Source organism: Haloferax profundi (assembly GCF_001469865.1).
GTDB classification, from domain to species: domain Archaea; phylum Halobacteriota; class Halobacteria; order Halobacteriales; family Haloferacaceae; genus Haloferax; species Haloferax profundi.
Genome location: NZ_LOPV01000041.1, coordinates 19,594 through 37,198, shown reverse-complemented (window position 1 = coordinate 37,198; position 17,605 = coordinate 19,594). Strand labels below are relative to the sequence as shown.

Here is a 17,605-nt window from a genome sequence, read left to right as displayed (position 1 = left end):
ACTCAACGTCTGGCTCGCCGCCGTCGGCCGTGACCCCGAGTTCGACAGTGGCGTCGAAACTGACCGTCACCCCGAGACCACAGAACTAGGCGAGACGTCCGCCGGCGGGTGTGACTGGCCCGAGTTCGAGGTGAACTTCGGGTGTGGTGATGCACTCGTCGGACTCCCCGATGAGCGGGTACAGGACGTACTCCACGCGCAGTACGGGACGGAGATGCGAGCAATCGCTCACGCCCGTATTGCCGCCCTCGAGGACACGCGAGAACGAGAGTCGCTCAGACGAGCGGTAGACGTACGGGGACAGATTCGGCCAGAACTCGACGCGATGTTCGAAGCGTCCGTCGAAGACTCACAGGCGTCGGCAGCACTTCTCGACGAGACGACGCCGTTCTACTGGCCGCTCCAGTTCTGGCACGTGTATCAAGATAGCGGCGGGTTCGACTGCGTCGTCGGCAACCCGCCGTGGGTGACACACGGGGGCGAACACGTCACGCGCTTTCTGGCCGAGCGGTACGAGTACCAATCGGGCCGACCGGACCTCTATCGGTACTTCCTCGAACGGTCGTTCACCGCGACGAACGGGTGTATGGGTCTGGTGACGCCGAACACGTGGCTCTCGATTCCCGGTGCGAGAGACCTTCGACGCGTCCTGTTACGCAGTGCGCGACTCACGACGATTGCGTTCGTGCCAGACTCGGCGTTCACCGACGTTGGCCAGAACAGTATCGCAGTCGTCGTCGACAAGCAGGGACCGCCGACAGTCGTCGAGTCGAGTGACGACGACTTCGGCCGGGGCGGAATCACCGTCGGCGAACTCACGACAGATGGCGAGTTCCAACCAGTTCGGACCGTCCCGCCGGCGAGTATCGAACCGCCGGCGTATCACGTCAACCCCTACGTGGGTGCAAAAGAGTACGCGATTACCGCGAAGATGACCGCGAACGCGACCACGTTGGCCGATATCGCCGACCTGACCGTCGGCTACCAACTCTATCACCGGAGCATCCACACTCCCGCGGAAATCGAGAACGAGGTGTTCCACTCCGAGGAGAGCGACCACGATGCACACGTGCCAGACACGCGTGCTGCGTCCCTCAGGCGATTCCACCTCGACTCGTCGCCGACACAGTACGTCGATACGTCTGCTGAGTTCTTCCGGATTCCCCCGAAACGATTTCTCGACGGCGAAAAGGTCCTGTTACGCGAGGTGCCCTCGAAACGAGAGACCGGGTTGATAGCCGCTCGTTCGACGACGACGCGACTCTTCCCCAAGTCGGTGATTTCGGTCGTCCTGACCGACGACGACTACGACTACCAGCACCTCCTCGGCGTGCTGAACAGTCGCGTCGCGTACCTCCAGTCACTCGTCACTGGCGAGAAGATGGGACAACACCTCTTCCCGCGGGTGTCGCTGACGCAACTTCGTGGCCTCGCTATCGAAGGGACGACAGAACTCACGCCACTCGTCGAACGCCTCGAAGCGCTCTCGGCGCGTCGGTTCCACTTCCGACAGGCGTGGAAGCGTCGCGTCGAGGCACAGACCACTGCTGACCGAACGCTCGCGGCGATTCTCGGAGCAGACCACTCGGCAGGTGACACCGAAGAGGCGACCGAAGCGTGGGTTGTCGACTGTTCGGTGGAGCCAGACGGCGACGGTGACGTACTCGAACGGGAGTACTCGGCGTTCGAGTTCGTCGGCGACACCGACAGGCCGTCGGGCGTCCTCTACGGCATCGACGACGGCGTCGAGACGGCGGTGCTCAGCGTCGAGTTTCGAACCCGCGAACAACTCCAGTTGGTCTCGCTCTCGGTAGCAGCACTGCTCGACTCGCGAGTGAACGTCGACCACCTCCGGCACGTGTTGGAGAAAGCCGTCGTGCGCGGCGCTGGCGAGGCGTCTGTCGAACCGGCAGTCACACTCGTCCGCGACGTTCAGCGCGACGTGAGCGATGCCGTCGGAAGCGACGTCGACTTGGACGAGAGACCGACAGATATCGTCCGCATCGAGGCGGCACTGTCGGACGCACAGATGGAACTCGATGCGGCCGTCTTCGACCTCTACGGCCTCACGCCGGCGGACGCACGGACCGTCCTCGACGTCCTGGACGTCCGTGAGATGGTCACAGAAGAGACGATTTCGAGACTCACTCGGCTACAGACGGCAGCGAGAGACGGGTAGTCACCCACGTCAGTATCGGCAGGTCACCTCAGTCACTCGGTTCGGGGTGGCCGGACGGGGACGACTCGACGCGGGATTCGCGGCGGTGGAGCAGGTACGCGCACACGACGGCGACGACACCCGCCGCGGTGGCGATACCGAACGCGACCCGGTATCCGGCAGGGGTGTAGACCCGGGCGCCAGCGACCGTCTCGCCGGTCCAGTAGGCATCGAGTGCGTACCCCATCACCGCCGGGAAGACGGCGGCACCGAAGTACCCCATGCTGTTTATCGCGCCCGTAGCAGTCGCACTCGCCGTCGCGCCGTGGCGCTCCTTGGCGACGGTAAAAGCGATGACTGCGCCGCCCATGACGAACAACGCGGCAAAGAGCAACCCACCGGCGACGAGCAACGGCGGCGTCACGAAGAGGAAGATGAGACTGTACGCGACGGTGAAGACGATGCACGAGAGGAGGATGAGTTCGGTTCGGTGGCCCAGTCGGTCCGAGAGCGTCCCCATGAGTGGCGACCCGACGAGAAACGCGACGTTGCCGGCGAAGACGACCAGCGAGGCAGTCCGGACCGACACGTCGTAGAGGTCCGAGATGTACGGGACGCCCCACAACCCGAGGACGGTGAAGTTCGTCCCCAACACCAGAAACAGCATCGTCCCCATCAGCCACGTCTCGCCTTCTCTCAGCACTCGTTTCGTGTTCTCGACGACGGTCGAAAACTCGATTCGGGTCGTCGGTGGTTGGACGCCGTCGAGTGGTTGGAACCCAGCGTCGCGGGGGCGGTCACGAACCACGAAGAACGTCACCACCGCGAGTCCAACGCCACCGACGCCGATGGCGAGTAAGACCGACCGCCAGTCCGCACTGTCGATGGCGATGGCGAGCGGTGTCGTCGCGAGGACGCCACCCATCCCCGCCGCGGCGATAGTCCACCCTGTCATCGTGGCAAACTCGTCCGACCGATACCAGTTCGCGAGGAACCGAAGCGTCGCCGTGTAGAGGACGCTCCCCCCGAGACCCAACAGCGCTCGTGACGCGAACGCGAGGGCGTAGGTCGGCGCGAGAGCGAATCCGAACACGCCGAGCGACATGACGGTCAGGCCGGCAGCAGCGACCCGACGCGACCCGACCCGGTCCACCAAGATTCCCGACGGCAACTGTAGCGCAGCGTAGATGTAGAAGAACGAGGCGTGCAACATCCCAAGTTCGGCGCCGGTCGTGTCGAATGCCCGCGAGAGGTCGTCCGCGAGGACTGCAGTCGTCACCCGGTGGAAACTGACGAGAAGAAATCCGACTGCGAGGAGTGCCCACAACACCCATCGCCAGCGCGTCGGATGTGCCCGAATCGAGAACCGTGCCATATCACCCGTGACAGAGCCTGCGTGTAAATGTCTATCGCGGGGCGGTGGTCTGCGTGGTGCGGTGGCCTGTCGGCGAGTGCACTCGAGCAACACTCATGGATGTTGATAGCAACGAGGCTTTTTGTGTCTCTACGGTGATTTGACATGTGTTACCATGCAAGCTGCGCGGCTCCACGAGTATACGGACGAGATGAGCAATGCACTACAGATAGAGGACATCGACCGCCCGACGGTTTCGGCGTCGAACGGTGTCGTCGTCGAAGTACAAGGTGCGGGATGGTGCCAGACTGACAACCACATCATCGAGGGAATGTGGACGGAGTACGTCGACCAACCACTCCCGATGACATTGGGCCACGAGAACGCAGGGACCGTCGTCGAGACGGGCGACGAGGTGCAACTCGTCGACGAGGGTGACCCGGTAATCTGCCATCCGGTCCAGACGTGCGGCATCTGTCGTCCGTGTCGGCAGGGCGAAGACATGTACTGTGAGAACAGCAAATTCAACGGCCTCACGACCGACGGCGGGTTCGCCGAGTACCTCTTGACCAACGAACGCGCCGTCATCCCACTTCCGGACGGCGTCGACCCCGTCGATATCGCGCCCCACGCCGACGCGGGTATCACCGCCTACCACGCCGCGAAGAAGGCCGTCCACGAACTGAATCCGGGCGACACCGCCGTCGTCATCGGTATCGGTGGTCTCGGTCACATCGGCCTGCAGTGCGTAGACGCGATGAGTGCCCCCGACATCGTCGCCGTCGACGTGAAAGACGAGGCTCTCGACCTGGCGACGGACCTCGGTGCGAATCACACGATAAACCCAACTTCGGACGACGTAGTGGCCGAAATCGACACACTCACCGACGGGACCGGCGCGGCGCAGGTACTCGACTTCGTCGGCGCGGACGAGACGACGGGCTATGCTCCCGACATCGTCGCCGCCGGCGGCGACCACCACATCATCGGGTACGGCGGACACGTCCACGAACCCTCGCAAGCGCTCGTCAACGGCGAGTTCTCGTTCCGCGGGACGCTCGTGGGACAGTACACGGAGTTACAGGAACTGGTGGCCCTCGTCGAACGTGGCGACGTCGAACTTCGAACGACTCGGTACGGTCTCGACGAGGTGAACACCGTCGCCGAACGCCTCGAACACGGCGAAATCGAAGGGCGCGCGGTGATTACGCCGTAGTCACAAACTCGGGTGCGGGCACAATTCGTGCGGCACCGCTCGCTCGTCACGGTGAGGTTTTAGAAAAAGCCTAGGCCGGGATTTGAACCCGGGCTCTCGTCCGCCGGGCGTTTTCACGCCCACGTACCCGGTGTGCCGTTTAGGGGTGTACCCGGAGAACACCAATGGCACTCAAAGCCACACCGCCACACGAAGCGAAGAACCGATTTCTGAAGGACAAGGAGCCGGGCGTGACCCGGAAGACTCTGAAGAACTACCGAACCAGTCTGCGGCAGTTCTGCAACTGGCTGGACGAACAGGGAGTCAAGACCCTCAACAACCTCGATAGCGAACTCATCCAGCGGTACAAGGAGTACCGCCTGTCCAACGTGAAGGTCATCACAGCCCGGCAGGATATGATGACCATCAAACAGTTCATCGAGTTCTGTGAACACATTGCGGCAGTCCCACGCGGGATGGCGGATATGGTTCGGATTCCCCAAATCAGCGAGAACGACGAGATTTGCGACGACCTCCTCACTCGGGAAGAAGCCGTGGGAGTTCTCGACTTCCTCAGCAAGTACCAGTACGCCAGTAACCGGCACGTCACGCTCCTGATTCTGTGGAAGACTGGGATGCGAATCAGCGGGCTTCGGGCGCTCGACCTCGGCGACTTCGATGAGGGTCGCCCGGCACTCCAACTCCGTCACCGGCCCGAGACGGGGACGCCACTCAAGAACAAGGAGAAGGCCGAGCGAGACGTTCTCATCACGCCCGATATGGCCGGGGTCATCACGGACTACATCGACCAGAACCGACCCGACGTGGAGGACGAACACGGCAGGAAGCCGCTCCTCTCCTCGAAGAACGGTCGGGTTGTGGAGACCACCATCCAGCGGTACGTCTACACGGCGACCCGTCCGTGCATCTACAACGGCGGGAACTGCCCCTTCGACCGGGTACTCGATACCTGTGAGGCCTTATCGTGGAACGCCTCGTCAAAGTGTCCCGGCTCGGTCAGTCCGCACGCGCTCCGCCGTGGGTACGTGACGGCGGCTCGGAACGCGGGTCAGCCGAAGGACGTGACCGGGGAGCGAGTCAATATGAGCGGGAAGGTGCTGGACAAGCACTACGACAAAGGGACGAACGCCGAGAAAGCGAAACGCCGACAGGGATACTTACGAGACATTTGATTCGATATCTGTCGAAGACATTGGATTAACAGGCTACTTCTTTAGGGGCAGGGGTTGAAGACATTTCACGAGATGATTCCGCTATGAACGACCAGAGCCCCAACGACCATTGGGAGAGACGCAGGATAGAGATGGAGAGAAGGCGGGCAATGAAACGTGAAGAAGAGCGAGAAAAGAAACGTGAGCTAGCAAGAGAGATACGAAGATATGGAAACTCGTTGATATCAGTTGGGGCAATGGGCTTCGTTCTGGGAACGGCTTTACTTGTAATTGCACTCATTTCGAGATTTCCTTCGACGACAAATTCTCTCTTAGTATCTTTTGGAGCCGTAGTCACACTAACAATTGTATTTTTCACTTTCACGAGGCGTCGTCGCGTTTCTATGTTACTGTCTGACAGAGGGGAGTAATTGTGCTTCTGAAGCCCTTCGAGCGATTGAGCCTGCTTGACGCTCTAAGTATAATGTTAGTTGCAATCGCAACGGGGTTGGGGGCGTCAGTCGGAATTCTTGCCCCATTATTACCCCTTGCGGCACCACAGGCCACATTGGCAGTAGTAGGTGTCGCAATTATGATTGCTTCATTAGCCGCCCTGATTCAGGGTGTCAGTACAAACAGACTTGCGGATGATGTTGAAACTGGCCCCAACGAGGAGGAGGAAGGAATCCAAGAGAGATGGCACAGAGAACAAGTCCAAAGGGCATACAACCAAGGCTATAGCGAAGGCCGATATCACGGGTACGAGTCTGGTATCGAAAAGGGCCTAGAACTTGCCAAACAAGCGAGCGATGAAATGGACCAGACTACCTCATCACAGGTGAGGCCTACCGAGGATGAGCTGTCGGAACCTTCTGTCAAAAAAGAATATGAGGAAAGACAAGAAAATGAACAAGGTTTGAGCGAAGACATTGCCGAACCAACCGAAAAGAAAGATTCAACTGACGAAGCGGAACCTTCCGAAGAAGAAATCGACACAGAAGGGCAAAAAAACCCGGAAATTGAGGAGAGGCTCAACGAATTAGAAAGTGAACTTGAAGAGGATTATAACTGATAACCCTGTGCCAAGTTCTCCTTCTCTATGGAATTCTACTCTGCAGAATCACTCTCTTCGATATCATAATTAAAATCAACGTATCTTCCTGAGGCGTGTCAACTCAGTCATTTTCCTAAACCTCAACACCGCAGGAACGCCCTGCGCTTACGGGTGTCCTTCTCGCCGCAGTTAGCCAGCGAAACTTGCCAGTAAACGGGTAGGACTGTTGGCAGAAAGTCGGCCTAAGATTAATTAGAACGCCGCGCCGTTGGCGCATTACACCTCAGGGCCGAATTAGAAGCCTAGGCCGGGATTTGAACCCGGGCTCTCGTCCTTACCAAGGACGCGCTTTACCGCTAAGCTACCCAGGCACGCATTCCTTCGTTGTCCGGGTTTGTCTTTAGGGGTTTCGATTTGAATCGCCCCGGAACCATGGTAGCGTATGTCGATTACCGGTCAGCTGTCGAAGTGACTGGGTCGTCGCCGGACCCGCCTCGATAGAGTGCCGCGATACGCTCGACGGTCGATTCTGAGACCGTCTCTGCCGCAGGTGGCAAATCACCATCCTGTGTCTTCGCCAACCCGGCCGCGTATTCGACGAGCGCAGTCGGCGGTGGCGACCCGACTGCTGTCGTTCCGGCGACGACTGCCAGCGTACAGATGTTGACTTCGAGGTTGCTGTCGAGGACAGCACGGTCGGTGTCGGGGGCACTGCGGAGGCGCGTCTGGTCGCGTCCGAATGCCCGAACCGTCTCGACAGCGTGGTCGGCCGCTTCCGTCCGAGCGAGGAGGTAGAAACCGCGCGAGACCAGCACGTCTGCGGCGAGGATATCCAAGTCGGCGTCGGTGTCGTCGTCTGGCGAATCGAGGTGTACCCACGGTTCGTCACGAGCGAGTAGTCGAGTGAGCCGAAGCCCCTCGTAGATGAGTTGCACTCCGGCGGCACGCGTTGCCAGGCCGTTCAGGTCGACGTTGGGTTCGACAGCCCGCGCGCTCACGAACGTGAGTACCGCCGGTGTCAACGAGGCGGCGTCGAGGCGTTCGTCCAGCGCTGTGCGGAGGGCATCGGGTTCGATATCCGACAGAGCCTCACGCGCAGCCTCACGGGCTCGCACGGCGTCGTCCATCGGCCGAGACTTACGGTTGGGAGGCCAAAGACCTTTGGAAAACCACGGCACAACGTGGATATGATACGGACGACAGACGATGGCGACCTCCGGGTCGTGACCATCGAGCGCCCCGAACGACGAAACGCCCTCAGACCGACAGACCTCGACGACTTGCGGGCCGCTATCGACGACGCCGACGCGCCAGTCGTCTTGCTCCGCGGGAGTGGCCCAGCGTTCTGCGCGGGTGCCGACCTGGACAGCGTCGCCGAACTCGACGACCCGGAGGCGTTCGCTCGGCAGGGCCAGCGTGTGGCGGACACTATCGAGCAATCGCCGTCTGTCGTCGTCGCCGGTATCGACGGCGCGGCCCGCGGTGGTGGCGTCGAACTCGCCCTCGCTTGCGACGTTCGAGTCGCCACGCCCCGAGCGACACTGGGCGAACCGGGTGTCCGAATCGGTCTCTTCGGTGCGTGGGGAGGAACCGTTCGCCTTCCGCGCATCGTCGGCGAAGGTCACGCACTCGAATTTTCGCTGTCTGGCCGCGTCGTCGACGCCGACGAAGCGCTCCAGATGGGTCTCGTCTCCCGACTCGTCGACGACCCGTACGACGTTGCCGCCTCGATGGCCGAGAACGAACACCAGTCGCTCCGAATCATCAAAGAGCGCCTGCGAGACCGAAGCGACGACGAGGCACGGTTAGACGCAGAAGCGAGCGGGTTCGCAGCACTGCATCGGGCGAACGTCGACGATATCGCGACGTCGCGAGAAGAGTAGTTACAGGTTCAGTTCGGACGGCGCGGGTGGCATGGACCGCTTGTGGGCGCTCCGTTCGTAGAGTTCGACCACGCGGTCGATTTGTGCTTCGGTCACGTCGAGGTTCCGGATGGTGGCAGACTTCGACAGGGGGCCGTCGACGTGGAGTGCGAGGATGGCGTCGAGGACGTCGTAAGTGAGTCCCAGTTCGGACTCGTCGGTCTGACCGCTCCACATCTCGGCAGAGGGAGTCTGGAGGACGAGGTCTTCGGGGACGCCCACGTGGGCGGCCAGTTGGCGGACCTGTTGCTTGTAGAGGTTGCCGATAGGGTTGCAGTCGACGGCCTGGTCGCCGTACTTCGTGAAGTACCCCGTCATCGCTTCCGAGCGGTTGCCCGTCCCGAGGACGATGCGGTTCTCGTGGTTCGCGACGAAGTAGTTGAGGACGCCGCGAGTGCGGACGTAGACGTTACCGGCGGCCATTCGGTCGTTCGCCGCCTCGGGGAACGTGTCGAAGAACGTCTCGGCGATGGGCTGAATCTCGACTACGTCGTACTCGATGCCGAGCATCTCGGCCACACCCTCGGCGTCGCTCATCATGTCTTCGGCGTTCGCCACGCTCGGCATGACGAGACCGTGGAGTCCGTCTTCACCGAGGGCCTCGACGGCGAGGAAGGCAGTGAGCGTCGAGTCGATACCACCGGAGAGACCGAGCACCGCGCCGTCGGCACCCGCGGCGTCGACGGTGTCGCGGATGAACGTCGTGATGTGTTCGCGGTGGGCTTCCAGTTCGGCCTCCGAGAGACGAAGGTCGATGGGCGCACTCTCCGAGAGAACGTCGATTTCTGTCATTGATTCCGATTAGCACCCGGAGGGCAAATAGTCACTCGTCGGCGAGAAAGAGTGGACGGGCGTCCAGTTCCGTGCAGGCCGGGTTCTGGTGAAGCGCTACGTTCAAGTGCCAGCGCAGTCTACTGATTTTTGCTTCGGAATCGAGCGTAGCGCGCCGATGGGTGACTGAACGAAGTGAAGTCAGCCCCGAAGCGAACGAAGTGAGCGCCGATGGTCCAGTGGTAGGACACGAGCTTCCCAAGCTCGAAGCCCGGGTTCAATTCCCGGTCGGCGCATTTCTGTCGAACGTAGTGAGACGAAATGCGCAGGGAATCTGAACCCTGCCAGTCGCAGCCGACGAGCGAAGCGAGGAGGAACGTCTGGTTCAGGTTCAATTCCCGGTCGGCGCACTCCCTACAGTCGTTTGCCGACCGACCTTCGCAAACCTTCGGTTTGCTCAGTCCCGGTCGGTGCATCTTCTGAGCGAAACCAGACGAGGAGCCGAAGGCTCCGAGTCCAGTGCAGCGAAGAGATGCGGCCAGAGGGAATTGAATCAAGGAGCGACCGCAAGGGAGCGACTGGGGTTCAATTCCCGTCGGTTCGCTCACTACGTTCGCTTTCCGACGTACTCACACTCGCTTCGCTCGCGTGAGTCCCGGTCGGCGCACTTCCGGCGAAGCAGTGCTTCGCCGACGTACCACTCGCTACTCTCGTGGGACTCCCGACAGTCGTTTGCCGACCGACCTTCGCAAACCTTCGGTTTGCTCAGTCCTGACGAGATTTCATCTCGTCACCGTTCACTTCGCATCGCTCAGTGAACTCCCAGTCGGCGCATTCTGCGACGAACAGATGTGAGGAGCGAATGCGCCGGAACCTGACGAAGAGTGACGACAACAGAACCCGAGAACCGGCCGCAGACCTCAGAAGAACAATTCCTGTACGTCGTCGAAGTCGACGGAGTCCGAACGGAACACCGGTTCGTGCGTCCGCTGCCGAACCGCTGAGTGACGTTCGAGGGCGGCGTCGAATTCGAGAATCGCCCGCTCGATATCGCGTGCAAGCGTATCGAGTTCGTCGTGAAAGTCTTGGTTTTCGGCCATGCCACTACGAAGATTAGCGGGGGGCGATAAAATGGACTCGGCCGAGACCGGTCACCGAAGGCGTCGCGTACAGTTCCAACAGAGGTCGAACGTCGTATCGGCCTCGTTTTCAGCACCGCACTCGGGGCAGATGCGCTCACCTGTCGGCGTCGTCCGAACACCCATCCGAGACCGGTCGTCGAAGGACGCCGCGATTTCCGGGTGGACGTAGCGGTCCATCCGGTCGGCGTCGCGACCAGTGCCGTCACTCATCGTCGGTTCACCGCCGTTGACGAGGTACCGATAGACCAGGAGCTGGAGCAGGGTCAATCCGAGGGCGTAAATGACGATCCAACCCCAGACGTCCATCACACCTTGACCTACGTTAGCATGCTATATCGGTTCTTCGGTCAGTTTCAGGTCGTAATCGCATCATAGCTGTGCAGCACGCTGAAACGGAGGGGGAGTGGCGCGTGATTTCACAGAAGAGTTCCCCCAACGGTACGGACGACAGATGGCGCAGACTACGAGACTACTCGGTCCGGTGGGGGTTGACCGGGCCACCGAGGTCACGACCGAACTCGTCGAACACCTCGATGTCGTCCGGCAGGTCGTAGGGAATCTCTCGGTCGTCAGCGAGTCTCTCGCCGCCCGCCTCGAGTGGTTCTGCCACGTCCTCGAATCCCGGTTTGACTTTCACGCTCTTGGCGGGAGCACCGACAGCGATGTGGTGCGCAGGCACGTCGCCCTGGACGATAGCCCGAGCGCCGACGATGGCGTTTTCACCGACGTGGTTCCCGGCGTTCACCATCGCATCGTAGGTGATGCGGGCGTCGTCGCCGATTTTCGTGTGGTAGTTGCGAACTTCGGTCTGGTCGACGACGTCGTGGGCGTGACTGTAGATGTGGACGTTGTCAGAGATGGAGACACGGTCACCGATGGTGAGTTTGCCTCGGTCGTCGAGGTGCACGTCGTCGTGGATGACGGTGTTGTCACCCACGGTGATGTTGTGGCCGAACGAGAACGTGACGCCTTTGAAGATACGGAGGTTGTCGCCGGCGTCTTCGAAGAGGTGGGTGGCGAGCATCTGCCGGAACCGGAGGGCGAAGTCGACGTTGTCGGCCATCGGCGTCGCGTCGAACTGCCGCCAGAGCCACTGGAGCTGTTTCGAGCGTTTGAACTTCTCGTCGTCTTTTTCGGCGTAGTACTCGGCTTCGAGGGTCGCGTTACACGGGTCGTAGCCCTGGAGCCGGACTCGTGTGGCCGGCGAGACGGGTTTCCCGCTCTGCCAGCGCTCCCACGCTTCCCGGTCACCGAAGAGGTCGATGAGCGTGTCTTGGACGACCTGGCACGTATCTTCTTCCGAAGAGAGGCGCTCGTCTACGTCGTCGATGAAGGCCTGTAAACCGTCTTCGGCGTCTTCCGGGAGCGAAACCTGTACCTTCGTCATTACACCCTCGTTAGCCGTCGACGTTCAAAGGGGTTCGGTTGTGCATCACCCTCGACAGCCCGCGAAACGGCAATAATCTCTGGATTCGGTGGGTGAGGTCGACGCGGTGTCGTGAGCGACCACTGACAGCAACGCCGACCGAGAATGGTGAGACATATCCCATCCGACAAAGTTCATCCATCTATGAGTGAAGAGTTCGCAGGAGACACGCCGGCGTGGACACGGGACCACGCCGCCGGCCTCCATCGCGACGAGTCGAACGTCGCACCCATCATCTACCCACCGGACGAACGACTGGACGAGGACCTCCACATCTGGGATACGTGGTTGCTCCGCAACCGAGACGGGTCTATCGCCGAAATCGACGGCCGTCGCGTCATCTTCGCGCTCACGTCGCCGTCTGACCTCCTTCCGGGCAAGCGCCACGACGTGGCGACCATCCGGTATTTCTACTCGACCGACGGCGAGAACTGGACGACTGGTGGCCGCGTCTTCGACGACGGCACACTCGGGCAACGCCAGTGGGCCGGGTCCGCGATGTACGACCCCGACGGAGACGACGGAGAGGTGTACTTCTACTACACTGCGGCGGGCGAAGACGACGCCGAGGAACTGACCTACACACAGCGCATCGCCCTCGCGACGGGCGGAACCGTCCACACCGACGAGTCTGGCCTCCGAATCGACGGGCCGTGGGACCACCGCGTCGTCCTCACACCAGACGGCGACTGGTACGAACGCGAAGACCAATCGCGCGGGATGATATACACCTTCCGCGACCCGTGGTTCTTCGAGGACCCGCAGTCGGGCGAGACGTACCTCCTCTTCGAAGCCAACACGCCCGTCCCCGAAGGCGAAGGTGAGTGCGAGGACCCCGTCTGGGAGGAGTTCAACGGGAGCATCGGCATCGCGCATTCACCGTCCGGCGACCCGACCGAGTTCGAACTTCGGCCACCACTCCTGGACTCGGTCTGCGTCAATCAAGAGCTCGAACGACCACACCTCGTCGTCCGCGACGGCACCTACTACCTCTTCATCTCCAGTCACGTCCACACGTTCGCACCCGGGCTGGAAGGTTACGACGCGCTCTACGGCTTTGTCGCCGACGACTTGCGCGGCGACTACGAACCGTTGAACGACCACGGGATGGTCCTCACCAACCCCGAGAACGCGCCCTTCCAGGCGTATTCGTGGCTCGTCTACGACCACGGCGACGAACTCCTCGTCACGTCCTTTTTCAACTACTTCGACTACAACCGCCCGAGTCTGGACGACGTGTCGCTCCTCCCACCGGACGAACAGATGCGGCGCTTCGGCGGCACGCTCGCACCGACGGTCCGTCTCGGCCTCGACGGCGACCGAACAGAACTCGTGGGCACTCTCGACCACGGACACCTGCCACTCCGGCGCGAATCGCTTCCGACCACGTGGTGGGACCAAGCAGACCGCGAGAGCGACGGCGAGAACTACTACTAATCGACCGCGTTCCCAGCAGTCTCGGACTCAGTCTCGTGTTCGGGCGTCGAACGCCGCGTCGAGTTCCCACGCGTCGAGTGCCAGCAGTTCGACCGAGTCGTCAGTAGGTTCGCCCGTCGCAGCGATGGAGACGCCGTCTGCGTCCGCACGTGTCGGATAGACCCGCGTCGTGAGACACCGGCGTTCGTTCGCAAAGAGTTCCAAGACGGACCCGTCGACGAAGACGCGAAGCGAGAGCGTGTCGCCCTCGACGGGCATCGACCGTGGTTCGCGGTCGACGTCGTGGTGGCGACTGCTGTGTTCTCTGTCGACCGTGACTCGCTCACTGTCGTAGCGGACGATGGTTCGCTCCATCCGCGTCGGCGACTCGAACAGACCGAGTTCGAACACGCCGTCGTCCTCGACAGAGACGTCCAGTGCGAGTTCGTACGCGTTGCCCGAAAGCGGCAGTGAGGTTCGCTCGCCAGGGGTGAGCGAGGGTCCGTCTGGAGACAGGTCGCCAAGAGAGACGTGCGTCTCACGGAGTGTCTCCAATTCGACGGCCGGACGCTGTCGGACTGTGCCGGTGTCGTCCACCGAGAGTTCACGCGGGAGCGAGAGCGTCCCGGACCACCCGGCGTGCCACTGCGAGTCGACGCCGCGGCCCTCTTTTATCCATCCCCACGAGAGCGTCCGGCCCTCGTCGTCGACAGTCGATTGCGGAGCGTAGAAGTCGCCGTAGTCGAGGAGTCCTTCGGTTTCGACGGCGAAGTCCGGTTCGTCGAGGTCCGCGTGGCCGACGAAGTACCGAACGTCCTCGTAGTTCGAGACGTGAAAGAGGTCGTAGTCGTCGAATTCGAGCAGTTCTGGGCATTCCCAGACGGTGCCGTGGCCTTCGGTTCCGCTGTGGAGTGGGCCGACGTACTCCCAGTCTCGGAGGTCGGACGACCGATAGAGGAGGGCGACACCACCGACCTCGGAAATCGCAGAGCCGATGAGTTGGTACCAGTCGTCTCCGACCTTCCAGACGGCGTGGTCGCGGAACTCCGCGGCCCAGTCGTCGGTTCCGAGGATGTCGATGTCGTCGGGGGTGGACTCGATGAGTGGGTTGTCGTCGGCTTTGTCCCACGTCCGAAGCATCGGGTCCGTCGTCGTCGCCAGACAGGGCAGTTGGTGGTGGTCGCGGCCACCCGTGTAGAGAATCGTCGGGGTACCATCGTCGTCGACGACGGCACACCCGGACCAACATCCGTCTCGGTCCGGTCCGTCAGGGTCGGGCGAGAGCGCGACTGGGTGGTCTTCCCAGTGGACCAAGTCTTCGCTCGTCGCGTGACCCCAGTGAATCGACCCGTGGAACGGCCCGCCGGGGTTGTACTGGTAGAACATGTGGTAGGTGCCGTCGTACTGGATGACACCGTTGGGGTCGTTCACCCAGTTCGCCGGCCCGGCGAGGTGGTACCGGGGTCGGTGGTGGTCGTCGCCGAGGCGTGCACGCATCTCTGCAAAGCCATTCGCGTCGGTGGGGCGGTCCGTAAACGTCGGCCGGCGATGAGCAGGACCGCCGAGGAGGGCGAGTGCATTTCGGAGGAAGTGTTCGTTCGACCCCATCGTCTCGAAGTCGTGGCCGTGGTGCGAGAGGAACGACACCTCGGCACCGACGCCGTAGACGGTGCCCGCGCCGTGCTGCCACTCGACCACGGACTTGAGCGCGACGAGGAAGTCGTCGCCGTGGAGGATACTCGCCAGAATCTGGCCGTCTTCGGGGAGGATGTGCTCGTACCGGGCGAACGGGCGAGGGGACTCGGGTGGTTGCATGTGGACGCCGAGCGTGTCGAACCCCTCGAACAGTGGGTGGTCGGCGTGAATCGACTTCGCCAACAGACCCGTGGGATGCGGCGACGTTTCGGTCCCGACTGCGTCGGGTGCGACAGGGTCGATGCCCAGTTCGTCCACTGCGGCGAGGGCGTTGAGCGTCAGGAGGACGCCACCGCCGCCGCACAGGTAGTCGTCGAACGCGTCGGCACACTCGGCGGCGAGTTCCCGTCTGGCGCTGTCGAGTTGCAGGTCGCAGTGCCACCACACCACGTCGAACGAATCGAGGGCGACGGTACCCTCGGCGATGGCCTCGAGCGAGACTGTCTCGACGCTGGCAATCGACGCCGCCCAGTCTCGTGCCACACGTTGTTCGTCCGTGAGTTCCGTCACGACGACGAACCCGACGCGGACGGCAAGTTCATCCATTGTCACTGGCCTTCGCCGCCGCCGGTCATGAATCTGCGGATTCGTGCGGGGAAACGCACACACAGGCAAAATCAAACGAAGTGGTCGGGTCCTCGTCTCACGGGAGCGAAACACACCCAATAAGTCACCTCGTTCCCTACGCCCGTCTATGCACTACCGCGAACTCGGGACCTCCGGTATCGAAGTCAGCGAGGTTGGCTTCGGTGCGTGGGTCGTCGGGACCGACTGGTGGGGCGACCGCTCCGACGAAGACTCCATCGAGATGATTCACCACGCCATCGACCAGGGAATCAACTTCTTCGACACGGGAGACGTGTACGGTCTCGGCCACTCGGAGGAAGTCGTCGGCGAGGCGCTCGCAGACTACCGAGACGAGGTCACCGTCGCGACGAAAGTCGGCTACGACTTCTACAACAACCCGCAGGCCGGCCACGGCGAACTGCCCAAAGAGATTACCGGCGAGTGGGTCCGCGAGGCGACCGAAAAGAGCCTCGAACGCCTCGACATGGAGTACGTCGACTTGCTCCAACTCCACAACGCGAACGTCGAGGAAGTCACGCCAGACGTCCTCGAAGCGCTGGACGAACTGAAAGAGGAGGGTCTCATCAAAGCCACCGGCTGGGCACTCGGACCCTCCATCGGCTGGCTGGCCGAAGGCGACATGTCCATCGAAGAGGAGTTCGACGCGCTCCAAATCGTCTGGAACATGTTCGAACAGGAAGTCGGGAACCACTTCCTCGACACCATCGAGGAGACCGGGTCGCAGACGAGCCTCATCGCTCGCGTTCCACACTCGTCGGGCCTCCTGAACGAACAGGTCCGCCCCGAGACGGAACTCGGCAGCGGCGACCACCGTGGCTTCCGCCCCGACGAGTGGTACGAAACCGGCTGGGAGAAACTCGAAACGCTGCGCTTCCTCGAGCGCGACGGTGAGCGTTCCATGGCACAGGCCTCCATCGCGTGGCTCCTCGGCCACGACGCCACGGCGGCAGTCACGCCCACCTTCCGCACGAAAGACGACATCACCGAGTGGGCCGCCGCCTCCGACGTGCCGAAACTCTCCGACGAGGAGATGCAGCGTGTCGCCGACCTCTACGAAGACAACTTCGGCATCGACCGCTTCGATGGCATGGACGCCCTCCGCTCCTCGGTCGGCGGTGACGACATCCGCGACGCCGGCCTCGACAAGCGTGTCGCCGAAGGCGCGCGCAACGAAGCGTAGATGGTTCACCTGCGGACCATCCTCGGTATCACCGCCGTCGCCCACGCCCTCCTCGCGTGGTTGGTCAGCCTCGACGCCAGAAAACGCGGTGACGACGCCGGCCAGTGGGTCGCGAAGACCCTTCTCACGGGCGTCTTCGGTGCCGTCGACTACGTCCGAAACGGTCGCTGACCGGCGCGGTTGGACCACTTCCGTCCACCGAAACCCGACCAAAAGAGTCTCATTCACTCGCGGGTTGGAGAGAGACAATGCGACCGTCATTCGCCGAATTACTACCTGACCTGTTCGAACTCCTCGTCTTCGGCCTCGGAAGCGCTGGTCTCTCTGTCGCCGGCGCGTACATCGAGCGCTTCGCACTGCTCACTATCGAACATGGTGACCTCGGATTCGGCGCGTGGGCCGTCGTCATGGGCGCAGCAGTCCTCTACTTCGCGTATCTCCTCGGGACGGACAAGTTCCACCCGAAGTTGCGCGACGTTCAGTCTGCGCTCGCACAGGGCTGAAAAAACGAGTCGTCTTCCTCTGATTTCCC

The 17,605-nt window shown here is 61.9% G+C and carries 17 protein-coding genes and 2 tRNA genes; 11 read left to right on the top strand and 8 right to left on the bottom strand.

What is annotated here, in order from left to right; genetic code table 11:
• Positions 1-2,179, top strand: a 2,179-nt coding sequence (locus AUR66_RS02360; protein WP_157532968.1) for an Eco57I restriction-modification methylase domain-containing protein, incomplete at its 5' end; no start/stop codon positions are given.
• 28 nt (positions 2,180-2,207) lie between these two features.
• Here the strand turns inward: AUR66_RS02360 and AUR66_RS02355 are convergent.
• A complete protein-coding gene (locus tag AUR66_RS02355) occupies positions 2,208-3,533 on the bottom strand; it encodes an MFS transporter (RefSeq protein WP_058570914.1) in 1,326 nt (441 codons plus the stop codon).
• A 154-nt stretch (positions 3,534-3,687) separates the two neighbouring features.
• On the opposite strand from AUR66_RS02355, the gene AUR66_RS02350 reads away from it, so the two are divergent.
• From AUR66_RS02350 to AUR66_RS02340, 4 genes are all read left to right on the top strand, one after another.
• Positions 3,688-4,728 carry an NAD(P)-dependent alcohol dehydrogenase gene (locus tag AUR66_RS02350; protein WP_058570913.1) on the top strand — a complete coding sequence of 347 codons (1,041 nt, stop codon included), beginning with the start codon at positions 3,688-3,690 and terminating at the stop codon, positions 4,726-4,728.
• Between the two features lie 164 nt (positions 4,729-4,892).
• A complete protein-coding gene (locus tag AUR66_RS02345; protein ID WP_058570912.1) occupies positions 4,893-5,900 on the top strand; it encodes a tyrosine-type recombinase/integrase in 1,008 nt (335 codons plus the stop codon).
• 83 nt (positions 5,901-5,983) lie between these two features.
• Entirely contained in the window at positions 5,984-6,310 is a 327-nt protein-coding gene (locus AUR66_RS21040) for a hypothetical protein (RefSeq protein ID WP_157532967.1), read from the top strand.
• 2 nt (positions 6,311-6,312) lie between these two features.
• Positions 6,313-6,951: a hypothetical protein gene (locus AUR66_RS02340; protein ID WP_157532966.1), complete on the top strand. Its 639-nt coding sequence runs from the start codon at positions 6,313-6,315 to the stop codon at positions 6,949-6,951.
• A gap of 281 nt (positions 6,952-7,232) precedes the next feature.
• Here AUR66_RS02340 and AUR66_RS02335 read toward each other — a convergent pair.
• Both AUR66_RS02335 and AUR66_RS02330 read right to left on the bottom strand, forming a co-directional pair.
• Positions 7,233-7,304, bottom strand: a tRNA-Thr gene (locus tag AUR66_RS02335).
• Between the two features lie 78 nt (positions 7,305-7,382).
• Positions 7,383-8,060 (bottom strand): DUF7114 family protein, encoded by a 678-nt coding sequence (locus tag AUR66_RS02330; RefSeq protein WP_058570910.1) that lies wholly within the window; start codon positions 8,058-8,060, stop codon positions 7,383-7,385.
• Positions 8,061-8,120: 60 nt separating this feature from the next.
• On the opposite strand from AUR66_RS02330, the gene AUR66_RS02325 reads away from it, so the two are divergent.
• On the top strand, positions 8,121-8,816 hold the full coding sequence (locus AUR66_RS02325) for an enoyl-CoA hydratase/isomerase family protein (RefSeq protein WP_058570909.1): 696 nt from the start codon (positions 8,121-8,123) through the stop codon (positions 8,814-8,816).
• Here AUR66_RS02325 and AUR66_RS02320 read toward each other — a convergent pair whose 3' ends face one another.
• Positions 8,817-9,647, bottom strand: a complete 831-nt coding sequence (locus AUR66_RS02320; protein ID WP_058570908.1) for an NAD+ synthase — start codon at positions 9,645-9,647, stop codon at positions 8,817-8,819.
• 204 nt (positions 9,648-9,851) lie between these two features.
• Here AUR66_RS02320 and AUR66_RS02315 point away from each other — a divergent pair.
• A tRNA-Gly gene (locus tag AUR66_RS02315) sits at positions 9,852-9,922 on the top strand.
• Positions 9,923-10,546: 624 nt separating this feature from the next.
• Here the strand turns inward: AUR66_RS02315 and AUR66_RS02310 are convergent.
• The 3 genes from AUR66_RS02310 to AUR66_RS02300 form a co-directional block, all read right to left on the bottom strand.
• Positions 10,547-10,726: a hypothetical protein gene (locus AUR66_RS02310; RefSeq protein ID WP_058570907.1), complete on the bottom strand. Its 180-nt coding sequence runs from the start codon at positions 10,724-10,726 to the stop codon at positions 10,547-10,549.
• 51 nt (positions 10,727-10,777) lie between these two features.
• Positions 10,778-11,074, bottom strand: coding sequence for a DUF7577 domain-containing protein (locus AUR66_RS02305; protein WP_058570906.1), 297 nt, complete (start codon positions 11,072-11,074; stop codon positions 10,778-10,780).
• Positions 11,075-11,237: 163 nt separating this feature from the next.
• On the bottom strand, positions 11,238-12,155 hold the full coding sequence (locus AUR66_RS02300; protein ID WP_058570905.1) for an acyltransferase: 918 nt from the start codon (positions 12,153-12,155) through the stop codon (positions 11,238-11,240).
• 183 nt (positions 12,156-12,338) lie between these two features.
• Between AUR66_RS02300 and AUR66_RS02295 the strand changes: the two genes are divergently transcribed.
• Entirely contained in the window at positions 12,339-13,631 is a 1,293-nt protein-coding gene (locus AUR66_RS02295) for a glycoside hydrolase family 68 protein (RefSeq protein ID WP_058570904.1), read from the top strand.
• A gap of 27 nt (positions 13,632-13,658) precedes the next feature.
• Here the strand turns inward: AUR66_RS02295 and AUR66_RS02290 are convergent, their stop codons facing one another.
• Positions 13,659-15,851, bottom strand: a complete 2,193-nt coding sequence (locus AUR66_RS02290; RefSeq protein ID WP_058570903.1) for a GH32 C-terminal domain-containing protein — start codon at positions 15,849-15,851, stop codon at positions 13,659-13,661.
• A 148-nt stretch (positions 15,852-15,999) separates the two neighbouring features.
• Here AUR66_RS02290 and AUR66_RS02285 point away from each other — a divergent pair, with 148 nt between their 5' ends.
• From AUR66_RS02285 to AUR66_RS02280, 3 genes are all read left to right on the top strand, one after another.
• A complete protein-coding gene (locus AUR66_RS02285; protein ID WP_058570902.1) occupies positions 16,000-17,073 on the top strand; it encodes an aldo/keto reductase in 1,074 nt (357 codons plus the stop codon).
• Positions 17,074-17,244, top strand: a complete 171-nt coding sequence (locus AUR66_RS21650; protein ID WP_197409653.1) for a hypothetical protein — start codon at positions 17,074-17,076, stop codon at positions 17,242-17,244.
• A 77-nt stretch (positions 17,245-17,321) separates the two neighbouring features.
• Positions 17,322-17,576, top strand: a complete 255-nt coding sequence (locus AUR66_RS02280; protein ID WP_058570901.1) for a hypothetical protein — start codon at positions 17,322-17,324, stop codon at positions 17,574-17,576.
• Positions 17,577-17,605 lie beyond the last annotated feature (29 nt).